Genomic DNA, 18,785 nt, shown 5'->3' on the forward strand with positions numbered 1-18,785 from the left:
GATCATCTTGCGCAGCACGTACTGCAGGATGCCGCCGTTGCGGTAGTAGTCCGCCTCACCGGGGGTGTCGATGCGCACCTTGGCGTCGAACTCCACGGTGGATCCGTCGGCCTTGGTGGCCGTCACCTTGACCGTCTCCGGGGTCTCACCGTCGTTGAGCTTGGTGATGCCCGCGAAGTCGAAGGTCTCGGTGCCGTCCAGGCCCAGCGACTTCGCCGAGGAGCCCGCCGGGAACTGGAGCGGGATGACGCCCATGCCGATCAGGTTCGAGCGGTGGATGCGCTCGAAGGACTCGGCGATGACCGCGCGCACGCCCAGCAGGCGGGTGCCCTTGGCCGCCCAGTCCCGGGACGAACCGGAGCCGTACTCCTTGCCGCCCAGCACCACCAGCGGGGTGCCCTGCGCGGCGTAGTTCTGCGCGGCGTCGTAGATGAACGACTGCGGCCCGCCCTCCTGGGTGAAGTCGCGGGTGTAGCCGCCCTGCACGTCGTCGAGCAGCAGGTTGCGCAGCCGGATGTTGGCGAAGGTGCCCCGGATCATCACCTCGTGGTTGCCGCGGCGGGAACCGTAGGAGTTGAAGTCCTTGCGCTCGATGCCGTGCTCGCTGAGGTACCTGCCCGCGGGCGAGTCCGGCTTGATCGCACCGGCCGGGGAGATGTGGTCGGTGGTGACCGAGTCGCCCAGCAGCGCCAGCACCCGCGCACCGGAGATGTCCTCGACCGGCGTCGGCTCCATGCCCATGCCCTCGAAGTACGGGGGCTTGCGCACGTAGGTCGACTCCGCGTCCCAGTCGAAGGTCTCGCCCTCCGGGGTGGGCAGCGAGCGCCAGCGCTCGTCGCCCTTGAACACGTCGGAGTAGTCCTTGGTGAACATCTCCTGGGTGATCGCCGAGTCGATGGTCTGCTGGACCTCCTGCGGCGACGGCCAGATGTCGCGCAGGTAGACCGGCTTGCCCTCGGTGTCGTTGCCCAGCGGGTCGTTCTCGAAGTCGAAGTCCATCGAACCCGCGAGCGCGTAGGCGATGACCAGCGGCGGCGAGGCCAGGTAGTTCATCTTGACGTCGGGGTTGATCCGGCCCTCGAAGTTGCGGTTGCCCGACAGCACCGAGGTCACCGACAGGTCGTTGGCCTGCACCGCGGCCGAGATCTCCTCGGGCAGCGGACCGGAGTTGCCGATGCAGGTGGTGCAGCCGTAGCCGACCAGGTGGAAGCCGAGCTTCTCCAGGTACGGCCAGAGACCGGCCTTCTCGTAGTAGTCGGTGACGACCTGCGAACCCGGGGCCATCGAGGTCTTGACCCACGGCTTGCGGGTCAGGCCCCGGTCCACGGCGTTGCGGGCCAGCAGCGCGGCGCCCAGCATCACCGACGGGTTGGAGGTGTTGGTGCAGGAGGTGATCGAGGCGATCACCACGGCGCCGTGGTCGAGCTCGAACTCGCCGTACTCCTCGGACTTCACGGCGATCGGGTTGGACACCCGGCCGTGCGAGCCGTTGGCGGCGGAGGCGATCTGCGGGACCGAACCGTGCGCGGTCACCGACGGGGCGTCGCTGGCGGGGAAGGACTCCTCGCCGGCCTCGTCCAGCGCGGCGTCGTCGGCGGACTCGACCTTGACGTAGTCGGTCAGCGACTTGCGGAACGAGGTCTTGGCCTCCGAGACCGCGATCCGGTCCTGCGGGCGCTTCGGGCCCGCGATGGACGGGACCACGGTGGACAGGTCCAGTTCGAGGTACTCGGAGTACTCCGGCTCGACGTCGGCGTCGTGCCAGAGGCCCTGCTCCTTGGCGTAGGCCTCGGTGAGCGCGACCTGCTCCTCGGAGCGGCCGGTGAGCTTGAGGTAGCGGATCGTCTCGTCGTCGATCGGGAAGATCGCGCAGGTCGAGCCGAACTCGGGGCTCATGTTGCCGATGGTGGCGCGGTTGGCCAGCGGCACCGCCGACACGCCCGAGCCGTAGAACTCGACGAACTTGCCGACCACGCCGTGCTTGCGCAGCATCTCGGTGATCGTGAGCACCACGTCGGTGGCGGTCGCGCCCGCCGGGATCTCACCGGTGAGCTTGAAGCCGACCACGCGCGGGATCAGCATCGAGACCGGCTGGCCGAGCATCGCGGCCTCGGCCTCGATGCCGCCGACGCCCCAGCCCAGCACGCCCAGGCCGTTGACCATGGTGGTGTGCGAGTCGGTGCCCACACAGCTGTCGGGGTACGCCTGCCCGTTACGCGACATGACCGTGCGGGCCAGGTGCTCGATGTTGACCTGGTGCACGATGCCGGTGCCGGGCGGGACGACCTTGAACTCGTCGAAGGCGCCCTGGCCCCAGCGCAGGAACTGGTAGCGCTCCTTGTTGCGCCCGTACTCGAACTCGACGTTGCGCTCGAAGGCGTCCGGCTTGCCGAACACGTCGATGATCACCGAGTGGTCGATCACCAGTTCCGCGGGGGCCAGCGGGTTGACCTTCGAGGTGTCGCCGCCGAGGTCCGCGACCGCCTCGCGCATGGTGGCCAGGTCGACCACGCAGGGGACTCCGGTGAAGTCCTGCATGATGACCCGCGCGGGGGTGAACTGGATCTCGGTGGACGGTTCGGCGTTGGCGTCCCAGCCGGCCAGAGCACGCACGTGCTCGGCCGTGATGTTGGCACCGTCCTCGGTGCGCAACAGGTTCTCCAACAGGATCTTGAGGCTGTAGGGCAGGCGCTGCGCGCCGTCGACCGCGTTCAGGCGGAACACCTCGTAGGAGGCGTCACCGACCTTCAGCGTGCCGCGGGCGCCGAAGCTGTCCTTGCTCGCAGGTGCAGTCACGTTCAACTCCATCTCGCGACGGGCGCAAGTTCGGGAACGACAGCGAGTCTCGCGCACGTCGGCCGAGCGTGCGCGTGGACCCGAGGTCTCAAGAGTAACAGTACGCTTGTCCTGTATTTGCCCTCAAGGCAGGGGTCGTGAAGTTGGATCACATCTTCCGGGACCGAGAACTCCGCGGCGGATTTCCCGCCGTCCGGGGGAGGAAACCGCGCGGTCCGGCAAGTGGCCGCGGATTTGCCGCGCGGTGATGCGAATCCGGCTCGGAATTGGTCGGGCCATCATGCTTCCATGTCGGCGTGCGCAGCGTTGTCCGTCATCCCAGGTCCGGTGCCCTGGCCGTCGCGGTCGCCTCGGCGTTCTGCTTCGGCGGTTCGGGGCCGTTCGCGAAACCCCTGATCACCGCCGGGATCCCGCCGTTGCAGGTGGCCTGGCTGCGGCTGGCCGGGGGAGCGCTGCTGATGCTGCCCTTCGCGATCCGGCACCTCGCGGCGGCGCGCGCCCAGCCCGGGCTGCTGCTGGGCTACGGCGTGTTCGCGGTCGCCGGGGTGCAGGCGTTCTACTTCGCCGCGATCGCGCGCATCCCGGTCAGCGTGGCGCTGCTGATCGAGTTCCTCGGGCCGGTGATGGTGCTCGGCTGGATCCGGTTCGTCCGGCGCAGGCCGGTGACCCGGTCGGCGGCCGTCGGGGTGGTGGTCGCGGTCGCGGGGCTGGCCTGCGTGGTGGAGGTGTGGTCGGGCCTGACCTTCGACCCGCTGGGGCTGCTGTTCGGGCTGGCCGCCGCGGCCTGCCAGGCGGCCTACTTCCTGCTCTCCGACAGCGGGGCCGAGGTCGAGCCGCGGGCGCTGACCTCCTTCGGGCTGCTGACCGGTGCCGTGCTGGTCTCGGTGATCGCCCGGCCCTGGGAGATCGAGTGGTCGCTGATGACCGCCGACGTCGAGCTGGCGGGGCAGACCGTCCCGGCGGTGTTGTGCGCGGTCTGGGTGGTGCTGGTCGGTACCGTGTTCGCCTACCTGACCGGCATCGTCGCGGTCCGCGGGCTGTCGGCCCCGGTGGCGGGTGCGGTCGCCTTCCTGGAGCCGGTGGTGGCGACCGTGCTCGCCTGGCTGCTGCTCGGCGAGCACCTCGGACCGGTCCAGCTGGTGGGTGGCGCGCTGATCCTGGTGGGCGCGTTCATCGCCCAGCGCTCGGCCCCGCCGGTGCCGGGCGAACGGGAGCTGGTCGGCGTCTGAACCGCGGTCAGGCGACGCGGGTGAAGGCGGCCTTGGCCACGTGGATGACCAGCGCCTCGATGAGCGCGACCGCGACGCCGGCCAGGACGGTGGTGAGGAAACTCGACATGGTGCTCGTTCTTCCGTTCGGGGTAACCGGTACCGCCGACGGTGGATGGCGCAGGTGAGGGCTTGGTGGGCACAACGTGTCCACCAGGTAAAACGGGCGCGAACTCCGCGTCACCCGGCCTGGCGCGGCCAGTACTGCCAGGCCGCGACGGCGGCGGTGGCCACCGCGGCGGCCGACAGCGCCATCAGCCACTGGTGCGGCAGCAGCGGCTGGCTGCCGAAGAAGTGGCTGACCCCGGGGACCTGGACCACGGTCGCCAGGACCACCATGGACACCGCGCCCGCGCCGAGCACCAGCGGGGTCCGGCCGCGCATCGCCATCGTCTGCCCCAGCTGCCCGGCCACCAGTGCGACCAGGCCCGCGGTGCGAGCCTGCCCGGCGGTGCCGAGCGGTCTGGTCAGCAGCCACGCCGCACCGGCCGCTCCGGCGGTGGCGGCGGCGCGGACGTAGACGTCGCGGGTGAGCGCCGAGCCGAGCGACACCTCGGGGCCTTCGGACAGCAGCTGCTCGGGGGTGCGGCCCGGCGGCGGGCGGACCGCGATGGCCAGCGCCGGGAGCACGTCGGTCAGCAGGTTCACCACCAGCAGCTGGCGGGCGTTGGGCGCGGCGGCGGTGCCCAGCAGGCCCGCGCCGAGGGTGAAGCCGATCTCGCCCAGGTTGCCGCCGAGCAGGATCGACAGCGCGTCGTGCACCGACGCCCACATGCCCCGGCCTTCGACGATCGCGTCGGTGATGGTCTCGATCCGGTCGTCGGTGATGACCAGGTCCGCGGCCTCCCTGGCGGCCGGGGTGGCGCGGGAGCCCAGCGCGATGCCGACCTGGGCCAGCTTGATCGCGGGCACGTCGTTGGCGCCGTCGCCGGTCATCGCCGCGACCCGGCCGCCGCGCCGCAGCTGCCGCACGATCCGGGCCTTCTGCGCCGGGCTGACCCGGGCGAACACCGCGATCTTGGGCAGGTCGGCGATCAGCTCGTCGTCGTCCATCTCGTCCAGCTCGGCGCCGTTGACGACCCGCTTGCCCTGGAGCATGTCCAGCTCGACCGCGATCGCCTCGGCGGTGCTCGGGTGGTCGCCGGTGATCATGATGACGTCGACGCCCGCGCGCCGCAGGCGGCCCACGGCCTCGGCGGCGGTCGGGTGCACCGGGTCGGCCAGCGCCAGCAGGCCCACGAAGTCCAGCTCGTCGACGTCGGAGTCGGCCAGCTCCGGCCGGGTCGACGCGGCGCGCTCGGCGACGGCGAGCACCCGGTACCCCAGCTGCGCGAGCCGCTCGACCTCGTCCTCGACCTGCGCGCGGGCGTCGCCGTCGAACGGCAGGTGCCGGTCCGGCCGCCGCCACCGCGCGCAGCGCTCCAGGACCACCTCGGGAGCTCCCTTGACGTTGACCCGATGCTGGCCGTCCGGCCCTTCCGCGCGCACCGCGTGGTAGCCGCGCGACGGTTCGAACGGCAGGTCCGCCAGCACCCGGGACGTCCCGTTCGTGGGCGGGATGCCCGCCGCCTCGGCGCCTTCCACCACCGCCCGGTCGGTCGGGTGCGGCAGCGGCCGGTCCTCCTGCTCGGGGGAGGCGTAGACGGCGGTGGTGACGACCTGCCGCAGCCACGGGTCGAGGTCGTCGACCGGGCGGCTGGCGCGGCCGTCGGAGACCTGCCGGAGGCTGATCCGGCCCTGGGTGAGGGTGCCGGTCTTGTCGAAGCACAGCGCGTCGACCCGGCCCAGCGCCTCGATCGTCTTCGGGCTGCGCACGAGCACCCCGCGGCCGGCCAGCCGCCGCGCCGCGGCCGTCTCAGCGACGGTGGCCACGAACGGCAGCCCTTCGGGCACCGCCGCGACGGCCAGCCCGACGGCCCGGCTCACCGCCTGTCCCAGCGGGGCGCCGCGCACCAGGTCGGCTATCGCCAGTACCCCGCCTGCTCCGGCCGACAGCGGGATCGTGCGTTTGGCCAGGTAGCCGAGCCTGGCCTCCACACCGCCGGTCCCCGGTACCGCCGCGCCGTTCTCCTGGGTGGTGCTGCCGAGTTCGGTCTGGGTGCCGGTGGCCACCACGATCGCGGTCGCCCGGCCGCTGGCCATCGCCGTGCCCTGGTAGAGCATCGACGTCCGGTCGGCGATCATGCTCGCGCCGGTGGCCTGGGGCGTCTTGGTCACCAGCTGGGACTCGCCGGTCAGGCTCGACTCGTCGAGTTCGGCGCCCTCGGCGTCGAGCACCCGGCAGTCGGCAGGCACGCCGTCGCCCGCGCGCAGCTCGATGACGTCGCCCGGCACCAGCTGGTCGGCGGGCACGGTCCGGGTGGTGCCGTCGCGGCGCAGGTGGGCCGGCAGCTGCCCGGCGGCCAACAGCCGCGCGAGCTCGCGGTTGGTGGTGACCCGCTGGACGCCGTCCACCAGGGCGCTGGCCCCGAGCACGAACATGATCATCCCGGCGTCGGCGATCGACCCGAGCCCGGCCGAGATCACCGCGCCCGCGCCGAGCACCGCGGTCATCGGGTTGATCAGCCCCTCGACGGTGGCCAGCGCGACGCTTTCGTCACCGGTCCGGGGTTCGACGGGCCGTTCCCGTTGCTTGGCCTCGGATTCGCTGAGCCCTTCCGAGGAAGTGCCGAGCAACCCCAGCACCGCCTGCGCCGGCAGTGCGTGCCAGGGCGTGCGGGTGCGCGGCGTCGGCGGGGGAGTCGAGGTGGCCTGCACTCCGGTCCAGGTCCCGGCGCCGAGCGCGCACAGGGTGGCGGCGTGCACCGGCAGCGAAGCGCGGGCACCCGCGCCGAAAGCGGGACCGAGCGCGCCGAACATCGCGCCCGCGGAGGATCCGGCGACCGACAGCGCCGCTCCGTACCGGCTCGCCCGCCGCGCGTAGTCCACAGCGGACAGAAGGGCGTGCGCTTCGGTGGTGCTGGCGCAGGCGATGTGCGCGCCCCACGGGGTGGTTCCGGACGAGCCGGGCAGTCCGATCCCGACGTCGGCGGCGGCCAGCGCGGAGTGCCCGCGCGCCGAGACCACCACGACGACCCGGCCTTCGGACTGCAACTGCCGCACCGACCCCGGCAACCGGTTGCCGCCCGCGACGACACCGCTGACCTCAAGCCTGCGCTCCAGGTGGGTGCCGATCCCCGCGATCACCACCGACCCCGCGGAACGCGCGGCGTCGACCAGCGCCTCGGCGAACGGATCGAGTTCCGCCCCGACCGCGACAACCGCGACCGGATCGGAGCCGTGCCTGAGCATCAGCACGGTCGAGCCCCGCTGGGTTTCCTCCCGCAGGGTGGACTCGACATGGGACGGCAGCCCGGTCTCGCGGCCGGACATCGGAACTGCCGACCAGTCACCGCTGTGCGCCGTCCGGCGCGGGTCGGTGGTGTCGATGACTTCGTTGGCGCGCTGGAAAAGCGCGGTGGTGTCGGCCGCGGGGTCGAACGGGGTGACGGTGCCGATGACGTTGCGGCCGGTGCACAGCACACCGCTGTCGAGCACCACGGTGTCGACCCGGTCCAGCCGCCGCAGCGCGTCCGGGTCGAAGACGAGGTTGCCGCGGTGCGACAGCGAGCTGGCCAGCTGCGCGGCGAACGCCTCCCGGCCGGCCCGCCCCGCCTTCGGCACGCCGGCGAGCATGGTGGCCAGCGCGCGCTCGGGCATCCGGGTGGTGGCCAGCACCGTGCCGTAACCGGCGACCGCCAGGCCGCCGGAGGTGTTGGCCACCTTCTCGACCGGGCCGTCCGGCAGGCGGACAGGCCGGGGCTCGGCCTCGATCGGCTCCGCGCGGTGCGTGCCGGGCCGTTCGGCCGCCGCTTCTTCCCAGCGCCGCCACGCCTCGTGCCGGGCGAGCGCTTCGCGCGAGGTGCACAGCCGCTGGCACGCGTCGCTGAACACCGCGATCGGCCGCCGCGCGAGGGTCTGGGACAGCACGCCGGCCGCGGCGAACACGGCGTCGGCGGTCTCGCGGCCGAGACCGCGCTCGACCGGCGAACGCATCCACGGCACCGAGTCGGCGAGGGAGACCGCGGTGGGAACCAGCGCGGGCAGCGCGCGCACCGGCAGCACCGAGGTCGTGACCGCGTAGCCGAGCCCGGCGACGCCCACGGCGAGCGCGCCGACCTCGCGCAGCAGCGGTCCGGCGTTGCCGGGGTGCTTGCGGCCCGCCGGGGCGTTGTCGGCGAGGCCGTGCTCGGATTCGACGTCGGAGACGATCCTGCCGAGCTGGGCCGGGGTGGTCCGCGGGTCGTGCGTGATCGTCACCCGGCCCAGGACGGCGTTGACCTCCGCGGCGTGCACGCCGGGTGCTTCGGTCAGCCGGTCTTCCAGGGCACGCGCGGCGTCCTCGGTGCCGGGATGGTGCACGCCCCGGACTTCCAGGTGGGTCCGGTTCCCGGCGGCCCACATGCGGCGCCGGGAAGGGGCCTCACCGAGCGTGCGCGCGGCGGCCCAGACCGGGCCGACGACGTCCGCCGCTGCCGAAACCAGCCAACCCAGGGGCATCCGACTCCTCCGAACTCGTGCCGCACGACCGGACGGGCGCGCGGGTCAGCCGGAGGAGGACCCGTTGTGCTTGTGCTCGTGCATCTCGCGTTCGATCAGCGCGTTGCCGACCCCGATCGCCAGGGCGACCGGCCATTCGATCATCGACAGCGCCGCGCCCAGTCCCAGCGCGCCGTAGAACACGGCCTGGCCGCGCGAGGGCAGCTGGGCGCGCACCGTCTCGGCCGCGGAGCTGGCCGCCGCGGTGACGTCCTGCCTGCTCGGCAGGTGCATGTCCGGAGCGTGGAACCTGGCGGTGACGAACGGCAGGTTCAGCGTCATGCCGCTGGTCTGCGCGCTGGTGCCGGACGACGCGGCCCGCTGCTCGCCGGTCTGCCGGGAGGTGGAGCTGGTGCGACGTTGCCTCGGCCTGGACTTGGTGGACGTTGTGGTGGCCATCAGGACCCCCTTCGCAGGTAGCTCGCAATCGTCAAGCCTACGAGAGAGTTAACAGCAGATGAACCATTTGGGCCAACGTTGTCCCGAACGTGGAGCAGCAGGTCGCTTCAGGCCGCGGAGCGGTCCTGGCCGACCGCCGCGCGGTAGCGCCGGACGACCAGGTCGATCACCTTCGGGTGCGCGCCGATCGGGTCGGCGACGCCGGTGACCGGGAGCTCGCGGAGCCGCTGGTGGAACAGCCCGGGCGCGAGCAGGTAGGGCGCGACGAAGGCGCGGCCCGCAGCGGGGCAGCAGTCGGCGGTGAGCGGCCGCGCGGTGGTGACGTAGCTGGGGCGCAGCCACTGGCCGCAGCGGCGGCCGAGCAGCTGGGCGGCCTCGCCGACGTCGTCGAGCGCGCGCTCGTCCGAGGAACCGGCGGCGGAGAACAGCACGCGGTCACCGGGACGCCATCCGGCGCGGGACAGCTGTTCCAGCATCGCGTCGGCGATCTCGGGCGCCGGGCCGAGCGGCGGGCACACCACGGCTTCGGCGTCGCCGAGCTGCTCGGGCAGATCGGTGCGCACGTGGTACCCGGCGGCCAGGAACGCGGGCAGCACGACCGCCGGACCGCCGATCTCCCGCATGGCCTCGGCGACCGTCGGCCCGATGACGTCGACGTAGGCCACGTGCACGGGCACGTCGAGTTCCCGCGCCGCGGCGTCGGCGATGCGTTCGATCTCGCGCGGGCCCGCGGGATCGCGGGTGCCGTGGGCGACGAGCAGCAGGGGAGTGGTCAGGTGCATGGTTGTGCGTCCTTCATCGGTTCCAGTGGCAGCCGGTAACCGCGTTTGATCACGGTCTGGACGAGACCCGGCGCGCCCAGCGAGGCGCGCAGCCGCGCGATCGCGACCTCCACCGCGTGCTCGTCGAGCGCCCGCCCGGTCGACGTCGCGGCGTTGAGCGTGGCGGCGAGGTCGCGGCGGGTGACGACCCGGCCCGGCTGCTCCATCAGCGCCCGCAGCAGCGCTTTGCCGCTCGGGGAAAGGGGTTTGAGCACGCCGTCGACCAGCGCGGCGTGGCCGCGCAGCTGCAGCGTCCGGCCCGCCACCGCGAGGACGTGCGCCCGCCCGGGCAGCGCCTCGCACAGCGCGCGCACCAGCCCGCCGAGGCGGTAGCGCTCCGGGACGACGGGGTCGATGCCGTGCTCGGCGAGGGGAGCCGCGGTCGCCGGTCCGACGCAGACGCTGAGCACCGGGCCGCGCAGCGCGTCGACCAGCTCGGTGAGCAGGTCGAGGTCGGCGGCCAGCGCCAGCAGGTTCGCCGACGCCGGGGCGCTGGTGAAGGTCACCGCGTCGATCTCGTGCGCGCACAACGCCGCGAGCAGGTTCTCCAGCCCCGCCCCGTCATCGGGCCGGACCCATTGGTAGACCGGCAGTTCGACGACGTGCGCACCGGCCGCGCGCAGGGCGGCCGAGAACTCCGGCAGCGGCCTGCCGTGCAGCTGCACCGCGATCCGCAGCCCGTCGACCGGGCCGGACAGCAGCTCGGCGAGCAGGCCGGACGACGACTCCGACGCGGGCGACCACGCGTCCGGCAGCCCGGCGGCGCGGACCGCGCCCCGGGCCTTCGGCCCGCGCGCGAGCAGGCGCGCGCCGCCGAGGGCCGACAGCAGCTCGGGGCCGACGCCCCAGCCCTCGGCGGCCTCGATCCAGCCGCGGAACCCGATGCCGGTGGTGGCCACGACGACGTCCGGAGGGGACTCCAGGCATTCCTCGGTGGCCCTGCGGAGTTCGGTGTCGTCGGCCAGCGGCACGATCCGCAGCGCGGGGCCGTGCAGCACCCGCGCTCCGCGCCGTTCGAGCAGCGTTCCGAGCTCGTCGGCACGCCGTGCCGAGGTGACGCCGACGGTGAACCCCGCCAGTTCGAGCGCTCGGGTCATGGAAGCTCGATCTCGACCACGTCGTCGCGGCGGCGGACCGCGAAGGTCGGCAGCCGGATCTCCGGGTCGTCGAGGCACTCCCCGGTGCGCAGGGAGAAGACCTGCTTGAGCATCGGCGAGGCCACCGTGGGCTCGCCGTCGCGGTCACCGACGATGCCCCGGCTGATCACGCCGGCACCGCAGAACGGGTCGACGTTGCCGACGGCGAACAGCTCGTCGTCGCCGGTGCGGAACAGCGCCACGGACTGCTCGCCCAGCAGCGCGGGGACCCCGCACTCCGGGGGCAGCGACTCGTACGCGCAGACTTGCTGCCACTTCATGCGTTGACCTCCTGACGCCCGAACGAGGGCATGGGCAGGGAGACGGGAGCGGGCCGGATCTGGCCGCGCTCCTCGACGAAGCTGATCGTCGGGTCCGGCGCCTCGGGCGCGTTGACGAACGAGACGAACCGGGAGAGCTTGTCCGGGTCGTCGAGCACCCCGGCCCACTCGTCGTGGTAGCCGTCGATGTGCGTGGCCATCGCGGCCTCCAGCTCCTCGGCGATGCCCAGGGAGTCCTCGACGATCACGTCGCGGACGTGGTCGAGCCCGCCCTCCAGCGACTCGATCCACGCCGAGGTGCGCTGGAGCCGGTCGGCGGTGCGGACGTAGAACATCAGGAACCGGTCGATCAGCCGGATCAGGCCGTCGTCGTCGAGGTCGGCGGCCAGCAGCTCGGCGTGGCGCGGGGTGAAGCCGCCGTTGCCGCCGACGTAGAGGTTCCAGCCCTTCTCGGTGGCGATCACCCCGAAGTCCTTGCCACGGGCCTCGGCGCACTCGCGGGCGCAGCCCGACACCCCGGCCTTGATCTTGTGCGGGGAGCGCAGGCCGCGGTAGCGCAGCTCCAGCCGGATCGCCATGGTCACCGAGTCCTGCACCCCGTAGCGGCACCAGTCGGTGCCCACGCAGGACTTCACCGTGCGCAGCGCCTTGCCGTAGGCGTGGCCGGACTCGAACCCGGCGTCGACCAGCCTGCGCCAGATCACCGGCAGCTGCTCGACCCGCGCGCCGAACAGGTCGATCCGCTGCCCGCCGGTGATCTTGGTGTAGAGGCCGAAGTCCCTGGCGACCTCGCCGATGACGATCAGCTTCTCCGGGGTGATCTCCCCGCCGGGGATGCGCGGCACCACCGAGTAGGTCCCGTTGCGCTGGAGGTTGGCCAGGAAGCGGTCGTTGGTGTCCTGGAGGCCGGCCTGCTCGCCTTCGAGGATGTGGCCCTTGCCGAGGCTGGCCAGGATCGAGGCGACGGCGGGCTTGCAGATGTCGCAGCCGCGGCCGGTGCCGTGCCGGGAGACCAGCTCGGAGAACGTCTCGATCCCGGTGGCCTGCACGATCTCGAACAGCTCCGCACGCGTCTGCGTGAAGTGCTCGCACAGCGCGTTGGAGGTGCTGACACCGCACTCGCCGAGCAGGGTCTTCAGCATCGGCACGCAGGATCCGCAGGTCGTTCCCGCCCTGGTGCAGGCTTTGACGGCCGCGACGTCCTCCAGCTCCTGCTCGACGATCGCGGTGGTGATGTCTCCTTTGGACACGTTGTTGCAGGAGCAGATCACGGCGTCGGCGGGCAGCGCTCCGGCGTCGACGCCGCTGCCCGCGGGCAGCAGGAGCTGTTCCGGTGGCGCGGGCAGCGGGCGGTCCACCAGCGGCCGGAGCACGGAGTAGGCGCTGGCGTCGCCGACGAGGACGCCGCCCAGCAGCACCTGCGCGTCGTCGCTGAGCACGAGCTTGGCGTAGGTGCCCGCCGCGTTGTTGGCGTAGACGACTTCCAGCGCGCCTTCGGTCGTCCCGTGCGCGTCGCCGAAGCTGGCGACGTCGACCCCGAGCAGCTTGAGCTTGGTCGACATGTCGGCGCCGGGGAACCCGGCACCGTCCTCGCCGACCAGCTGCCCGGCCACGATCTCGGCCATCGTGTTGCCGGGCGCGACCAGCCCGTAGCAGCGCCCCTCGACGGCGGCGCACTCGCCGACCGCCCAGATGTGCTCGTCGTTGGTGCGGCAGAACTCATCGACCAGCACACCGCCGCGCTCGGCGCGCGCCAGGCCCGCGGGCTCGGCGAGCTCGTCGCGGGGGCGGACACCGGCCGAGAACACCACCAGATCGGTCTCGATCTCGGTGCCGTCGGACAGCGTCACGCCGCGCACCCGGCCGTTCTCGTCGGCGTCGATCGACTGCGTCGCCGCTCCGCAGTGCACGGTGAGCCCGAGCTCCTCGACCAGCCGGGACAGCACCTGCCCGCCGCCCTCGTCGACCTGCAGCGGCATCAGCCGGGGCGCCATCTCCACGACGTGCGGGCGCATTCCCAGCAGCCGCAACGCGTTCGCCGCCTCCAGCCCGAGCAGACCGCCGCCGATCACCACGCCGGGACGGCCCTCGGTCGCGGCGTCGCGGATCGCGTCGAGGTCGTCGAGGGTCCGGTAGACGAAGCTGCCCTCGAGGTCGTGGCCGGGCACCGGCGGGACGAACGGGCGCGATCCGGTCGCCAGCACCAGCGCGTCGTAGGACAGCACCGCACCGTCGGTTGTGGACACCGTCCGGGCCGCGCGGTCGACGGCGGTGACGCCGGTGGTCAGCCGCAGCTCGACCAGCGGGTCTTCGAGGAACTCGTGGGAGACCAGGCTGAGGTCCTCGGCGCTCTTGCCGTCCAGGTAGGACGACAGCGCCACGCGGTCGTAGGCGGGGTGCGGTTCCTCGCCGAGCACGACGATCCGCCAGGCGTCGCCGGTGTCCTTGGCCCGGACCTCTTCAACGAGGCGGTGACCGACCATGCCGTGGCCGACCACGATGAGAGTGCGGGTCATGCGGCGCCCTCCTGTTCTTCATCGGTGTGGGTGCGTAGCGAGCCGCAGATGCGGCGGACGTCGTCGGCGCAGCCGCCGCAGCCGGTGGTCGCGCGGGTGGTCCGCGCCAGCTCGGCGACGCTGCGCGAGCCCCCGTGCCACGCGGTGACCAGCGCCTTCTTGGTCACGTTGTTGCAGCGGCAGACGACCGCGTCGTCGGGCAGCTCGACCGGGGTCGCCCTGGTCGCCGCGGCGGTGCCCAGCAGCAGGCCCAGCCGGTCGGACGGCACCGGCAGGTCGCCGTCGTGCAGCTGCGTGACCGAGGCGATCGCCTGCGGGAAGCCGAACAGCACCGCGCCGGTGATGCGCTCGTCCTCCAGCGCCAGCCGGGCGTAGCGCCCGCGCGCCGGGTCCGACAGCGTGACGACCTCGGCGTCCAGGCTGGCCAGCCCCTCCGGCGTGCCCAGCGACACCAGGTCGATGCCGCGCGCCTTGAGCCGGGTGACCGTCCTGGTGCCGGTGTAGCGGGTGTCGGAGCCGGTGAGCCTGCGGGCCAGCGCGTCGGCCTGGTCCCAGGCGGTGGCGATCAGGCCCGGCACCTCGCCGCCGTGCTCGGCGCAGTCGCCGATCGCGTGCACCCGCGGGTCGCTGGTGGTCATCCGGTCGTCGACCACCACGCCGCGGGCGACCTCCAGCCCGCTGCGGCGGGCCAGCTCGGTCTCGGGCACGACCCCGGTGCAGACGAACAGCGAGTCGACCGCCAGCACCTCGCCGTCGTCGAGCACGAGCTTGCCCGGCTGGTGCTCGACCGCCTTGCGCCCGAGCCGGGTCTGCACGCCGAGCGTCCTCAGCCGGTCGGCGAGCAGCTTGCCGCCGGTGGCGTCGAGCTGCCGGTCCATCAGGTACTTCTTCGGGTGCACGAGCGTGACCTCGCAGCCCCGGCCCGCGAGCCCGCGGGCCGCCTCGACCCCGAGGATTCCGCCGCCGATCACCACGACCCGTCCCCGAGGGGGCCGTTCGCAGTCGGCGAGGGTCCGCAGGGTCCGGACGTTGTCGGCGTCCTGGAGCCCGGCGATCTCCGGGGTCCAGGCCCGGGCGCCCGTCGCCAGGACCAGCTCGTCGTAGCTGTGGATGCCGTCGGTGTCGGTGTGCACCCAGCGGCTGCGGCGGTCGACGTGGGTCGCGGTGACCCCGAGCCGGACGTCGGCGTCGACGCCGGGCAGCGTGATCCCCTCCGGGGTCAGCGAACCGTCGAGGACCGATCCGAGCAGGACCCGGTTGTAGGCGGCCCGGGGCTCGGCCCCGAGGATCGTGATCGGGCCCCGGTGCCCGTGGTGGCGCATCCGGTCGGCGAACCGGTGCGCGGCGGGGCCGTTGCCGATGACGAGTACGCGGCTCATCGGCCCACCTCGTCGGCCGATCGCACGCGCACCGCGCTGACCTTGAACTCCGGCATCCGGCTGCGCGGGTCCAGCGCGTCACCGGTGATCAGGTTGGCCCGCTCGTCGTCGGGGAAGTGGAACGGCAGGAACACCGTGTCGGTGCGCATCGTGCCGACCAGCCGGACGCGCGCGACGGTCTCGCCGCGCGCGGAGCTGACCCGCGCGAGCGCGCCGTCGCGGAGCCCTGCCCGGTCGGCGGTGTCGGGGTGGATTTCCATGAACGACTCCGGTGCGGCCTCGTTGAGCTCGGCGATCCGGCGGGTCTGCGCGCCCGACTGGTACTGCGCGAGCACCCGCCCGGTGGTGGCGTGCAGCGGGAACGCGGTGCCCGGCAGCTCGGCGGCGTCGCGGTGGTCGACGGCCGCGAACCGGGCGCGGCCGTCGGGGTGGGCGAAGCCGTCGAGGAACAGCCGGGGCGTGCCCGGGTGCGGGGCGTCGGGGTTCTGGTTGTCCGGGCAGGGCCAGTGCAGCGCCTCGCCGGATTCGAGCCGGTCGTAGGTGATTCCCGAGTAGTCGGCCTTGCCGCCCGCCGAGGCGCGGCGCAGCTCGTCGAAGACCTCCCGCGGCGCGGTGGGGTAGCGGTGGCCCGGCTCACCGAGCCGGACCGCCAGCCCGTGCAGGACCTCCAGGTCGCTGCGCGCGTGCGAGGGGGGGACCTGGAGGCGCCGCCTGCGCAGGATGCGGCCCTCCAGGTTCGTCATCGTGCCGTCCTCCTCGGCCCACTGGGTGACCGGCAGGACCACGTCGGCCATCCGGGTCGTCTCCGACGGCACGAAGTCCGCCACGACCAGGAGGTCCAAAGAGGACAGACGCTCGGTGATGTGCCCGGCGTTGGGCGCCGACACCGCCGGATTCGAACCGAAAACCAGCAGAGCGCGCGCTCCGCCTTCGGTGCCCAGCGCGTCAAGCAGTTCGTAGGCGCTGCGGCCGGGGCCGGGCAGCGAGTCCGCTGCCACGCCCCACAGCCTTGCGATGTGCTCCCGCGAGCCGGGATCGGTGATCATCCGGTAGCCGGGCAGCTGGTCGGCCTTCTGGCCGTGCTCCCGGCCGCCCTGCCCGTTGCCCTGCCCGGTCAGGCAGCCGTACCCGCTGCCCTCCCTGCCGGGCAGCCCGAGCGCGAGCGCGAGGTTGATGAACCCGGCCACGGTGTCGGAACCCTTGCTGTGCTGCTCGGCACCGCGACCGGTCAGCACGTGCGCCCGCTCCGCCTCGGCCAGCATCCGCACCGCGGTGCGCTGCGCGCTGACCGCCACCCCGGTGACCCGCTCGACCCGCTCCGGCCACCAGCTCAGCGCCAGCTGCCACGCGGCGTCGAAACCGGTGGTGCGCCCGCGGATGTAGTCGGTGTCGGTCCAGCCGTCGACGACGGCGATGTGCAGCAGCCCGAGCGCCAGCGCCAGGTCGGTGCCGGGCGCGGGCTGCAGGTGCAGCGCCGCGCGTTCGGCGGTGGCGCTGCGGCGCGGGTCGATCACGATCAGCTCGGGGTGGGCGAGGTGCTGCATCAGCGGCGGCATGGTCTCGGCCGGGTTGGCCCCGGCGAGCAGGACCACGTCCGCCGCGCCGAGGTCGGTGACCGGGAACGGAAGTCCCCGGTCCAGCCCGAACGCGGCGTTGCCCGCGGCGGCGGCCGAGGACATGCAGAACCGGCCGTTGTAGTCGATCTGGCTGGTGCCGAGCGCGACCCGCGCGAACTTGCCGAGCAGGTACGCCTTCTCGTTGGTCAGCCCGCCGCCGCCGAACACGGCCACCGAGTCCCGGCCGTGCGCGGCCTGGATCCGGCGCAGCTCACCGGCGACCTTGTCGAGCGCGGTGTCCCAGTCCACCGGGACCAGCCGCCCGCCCGCGTCGCGCACCAGCGGGTGGCGCAGCCGGTCGGGGGTGTCCAGGAGCGTCGGGGCGGTCCAGCCCTTCTGGCACAGCCCGCCCTTGTTGACCGGGAAGTCGGACGGCCGAACGGTCACCCCGGCCCGCTCGCGGCTGAGTCGGGTGCCGCACTGGAGCGCGCAGTACGGGCAGTGCGTGGCGACGGTTTTCGGTTCAGGCATCGGCGGCCTCCGGTGTCGAACGTCCCCGCCGCAGGTACACCGCCCACGTGACCAGCACGCAGACCGCGTAGAAGGCGAGGAAGGTGACGAACGCGGCGTCACCGCTGGCGGCCTCGCTGCCGTAGGAGGCGCGGAAGGCGAGGTTGATCCCGACGCCGCCGCTCGCGCCGACGGCGCCGGCGATCCCGATCACCGCACCGGACATCCGCCGGGCCTGGGCGAAGGCCGCGGTGACATCACCGCCGGAGGTCACGTCGTCCTCGGCCTTCTTGGCGAACACGGCCGGGATCATCTTGTAGACCGACCCGTTGCCGATCCCGGCGAGCAGGAACAGCGCGGTGAACGCGCCCAGGAACAACGGGAAGGAGTTCTGCGCGGAGGCCACCAGCAGCAGCGCGGTGCCCAACGCCAGGCCGACGAAGGTCCACAGGGTCACCACGGCACCGCCCCAGCGGTCCGACATCCGCCCGCCGAACGGACGCGACAGCGAACCCAGCAGCGGGCCGAGGAAGGTGTAGGACGCGGCCTGGAGCGCGGTGAAGTCGAACTGGCTCTGCAGGACCAGGCCGAAGGCGAAGCCGTAGCCGATGAACGAGCCGAAGGTGCCGATGTAGAGCAGCGAGATCCACCAGGTGTGCGGCTCGCGGGCGGAGTCCCGCAGCGCGCCCGGCTCGGAGCGCACGGCGTCTACGTTGTCCATCTTCCAGGCGGCCAGCAGCGCGCCGATCACGATCAGCGGCAGGTAGACCCCGGCGACGTAGGCGGGGCTGGTGTTGCCGACGAACGCGATCACGCCGAGCCCGATCAGCTGCACCACCGGCACGCCGAGGTTGCCGCCACCGGCGTTGAGGCCCAGCGCCCAGCCCTGTAACCGCTGCGGGTAGAACGTGGTGATGTTGGTCATCGACGACGCGAAGTTGCCGCCGCCGACCCCGGTCAGCGCGCCCAGCACCAGGAACACCCACAGCGGGGTGCCGGGCTGCTGGACGAACCAGCAGGTCAGCAGCGTGGGTATCAGCAGGATCGAGGTGGAGAACACGGTCCAGTTGCGCCCGCCGTAGCGGGTCACCGCGTAGCTGTAGGGCAGCCGCAGCAGCGCGCCCACCAGGGTCGGGGTGCACACCAGCAGGAACTTCTCGCCCGCGGTGAAGCCCAGGCCGATGGCGGGCGACATGAACAGCACCATGACCGACCAGATGCTCCACACGGAGAATCCGAGGTGCTCGGTGAAGATCGACAGGTAGAGGTTGCGCCGCGCGACGTGCTTGCCCTCGCGCTCCCAGAACTGCTCGTCCTCGGGGTTCCAGCCGCCGATCCAGCGGCCGGATCCGGTCCTGAGCGTCGATGTGGTCGTCAAAGTCGGCTCCTCTTCGTCGTGCTCGCAGACGTTAGGAACGCGGTGTTTCTTCGACTCGCGGTCCGCGTTACCGAGAAGAAAAGTAGCCTTCACAAGATCGCCTCGGGCGTGTGTGAGACGTGCGACGCAGCTCACTCCGGCGGCCTAATTTCGCGGTGTGGGACGGT

General features: G+C 72.7%; 11 protein-coding genes. 1 reads left to right on the forward strand and 10 read right to left on the reverse strand.

Annotated features, from left to right (window positions below; genetic code table 11):
• On the reverse strand, positions 1-2,796 hold a 2,796-nt coding region (gene acnA, locus ABD691_RS14500), incomplete at its 3' end, for an aconitate hydratase AcnA (RefSeq protein ID WP_344680186.1).
• Between the two features lie 296 nt (positions 2,797-3,092).
• Between acnA and ABD691_RS14505 the strand changes: the two genes are divergently transcribed.
• The gene (locus tag ABD691_RS14505) at positions 3,093-4,025 is read left to right on the forward strand and encodes an EamA family transporter (protein WP_344680187.1); all 933 of its coding nucleotides are present in this window, start codon (positions 3,093-3,095) and stop codon (positions 4,023-4,025) included.
• A gap of 219 nt (positions 4,026-4,244) precedes the next feature.
• Here the strand turns inward: ABD691_RS14505 and ABD691_RS14510 are convergent, their stop codons facing one another.
• The 9 genes from ABD691_RS14510 to ABD691_RS14550 form a co-directional block, all read right to left on the reverse strand.
• The gene (locus ABD691_RS14510; protein WP_344680188.1) at positions 4,245-8,603 is read right to left on the reverse strand and encodes an HAD-IC family P-type ATPase; all 4,359 of its coding nucleotides are present in this window, start codon (positions 8,601-8,603) and stop codon (positions 4,245-4,247) included.
• Positions 8,604-8,648: 45 nt separating this feature from the next.
• Positions 8,649-9,041, reverse strand: coding sequence for a hypothetical protein (locus tag ABD691_RS14515; protein WP_344680190.1), 393 nt, complete (start codon positions 9,039-9,041; stop codon positions 8,649-8,651).
• A gap of 107 nt (positions 9,042-9,148) precedes the next feature.
• Positions 9,149-9,823 (reverse strand): sirohydrochlorin chelatase, encoded by a 675-nt coding sequence (locus ABD691_RS14520; protein ID WP_344680191.1) that lies wholly within the window; start codon positions 9,821-9,823, stop codon positions 9,149-9,151.
• Positions 9,814-10,959 carry a uroporphyrinogen-III synthase gene (locus tag ABD691_RS14525; RefSeq protein WP_344680192.1) on the reverse strand — a complete coding sequence of 382 codons (1,146 nt, stop codon included), beginning with the start codon at positions 10,957-10,959 and terminating at the stop codon, positions 9,814-9,816. Before ABD691_RS14525 ends, ABD691_RS14520 begins: the two co-directional genes overlap by 10 nt.
• Entirely contained in the window at positions 10,956-11,279 is a 324-nt protein-coding gene (gene nirD, locus ABD691_RS14530; protein ID WP_344680193.1) for a nitrite reductase small subunit NirD, read from the reverse strand. Before nirD ends, ABD691_RS14525 begins: the two co-directional genes overlap by 4 nt.
• A complete protein-coding gene (gene nirB / locus ABD691_RS14535) occupies positions 11,276-13,795 on the reverse strand; it encodes a nitrite reductase large subunit NirB (protein WP_344680194.1) in 2,520 nt (839 codons plus the stop codon). Before nirB ends, nirD begins: the two co-directional genes overlap by 4 nt.
• Positions 13,792-15,174 carry an FAD-dependent oxidoreductase gene (locus ABD691_RS14540; protein ID WP_344680195.1) on the reverse strand — a complete coding sequence of 461 codons (1,383 nt, stop codon included), beginning with the start codon at positions 15,172-15,174 and terminating at the stop codon, positions 13,792-13,794. The genes nirB and ABD691_RS14540 overlap by 4 nt, the downstream gene beginning before the upstream one ends.
• Complete coding sequence (locus ABD691_RS14545) at positions 15,171-17,261, reverse strand: molybdopterin oxidoreductase family protein (RefSeq protein WP_344680196.1); 2,091 nt, start codon at positions 17,259-17,261, stop codon at positions 15,171-15,173. Before ABD691_RS14545 ends, ABD691_RS14540 begins: the two co-directional genes overlap by 4 nt.
• A complete protein-coding gene (locus ABD691_RS14550) occupies positions 17,254-18,618 on the reverse strand; it encodes an MFS transporter (protein ID WP_344680197.1) in 1,365 nt (454 codons plus the stop codon). The genes ABD691_RS14545 and ABD691_RS14550 overlap by 8 nt, the downstream gene beginning before the upstream one ends.
• Positions 18,619-18,785: the final 167 nt, after the last annotated feature.

Origin of the sequence: Saccharopolyspora taberi, assembly GCF_039534165.1 — a bacterium.
GTDB classification, from domain to species: Bacteria; Actinomycetota; Actinomycetes; order Mycobacteriales; family Pseudonocardiaceae; genus Saccharopolyspora_D; species Saccharopolyspora_D taberi.

Bases quoted from the DNA above. Each gene is read 5' to 3' on its own strand.
- ABD691_RS14510 (WP_344680188.1), bottom strand. From the start codon at position 8,603: ATGCCCCTGGGTTGGCTGGTTTCGGCAGCGGCGGACGTCGTCGGCCCG.
- ABD691_RS14515 (WP_344680190.1), bottom strand. From the start codon at position 9,041: ATGGCCACCACAACGTCCACCAAGTCCAGGCCGAGGCAACGTCGCACC.
- ABD691_RS14520 (WP_344680191.1), bottom strand. From the start codon at position 9,823: ATGCACCTGACCACTCCCCTGCTGCTCGTCGCCCACGGCACCCGCGAT.
- ABD691_RS14525 (WP_344680192.1), bottom strand. From the start codon at position 10,959: ATGACCCGAGCGCTCGAACTGGCGGGGTTCACCGTCGGCGTCACCTCG.
- nirD (WP_344680193.1), bottom strand. From the start codon at position 11,279: ATGAAGTGGCAGCAAGTCTGCGCGTACGAGTCGCTGCCCCCGGAGTGC.
- nirB (WP_344680194.1), bottom strand. From the start codon at position 13,795: ATGACCCGCACTCTCATCGTGGTCGGCCACGGCATGGTCGGTCACCGC.
- ABD691_RS14540 (WP_344680195.1), bottom strand. From the start codon at position 15,174: ATGAGCCGCGTACTCGTCATCGGCAACGGCCCCGCCGCGCACCGGTTC.
- ABD691_RS14545 (WP_344680196.1), bottom strand. From the start codon at position 17,261: ATGCCTGAACCGAAAACCGTCGCCACGCACTGCCCGTACTGCGCGCTC.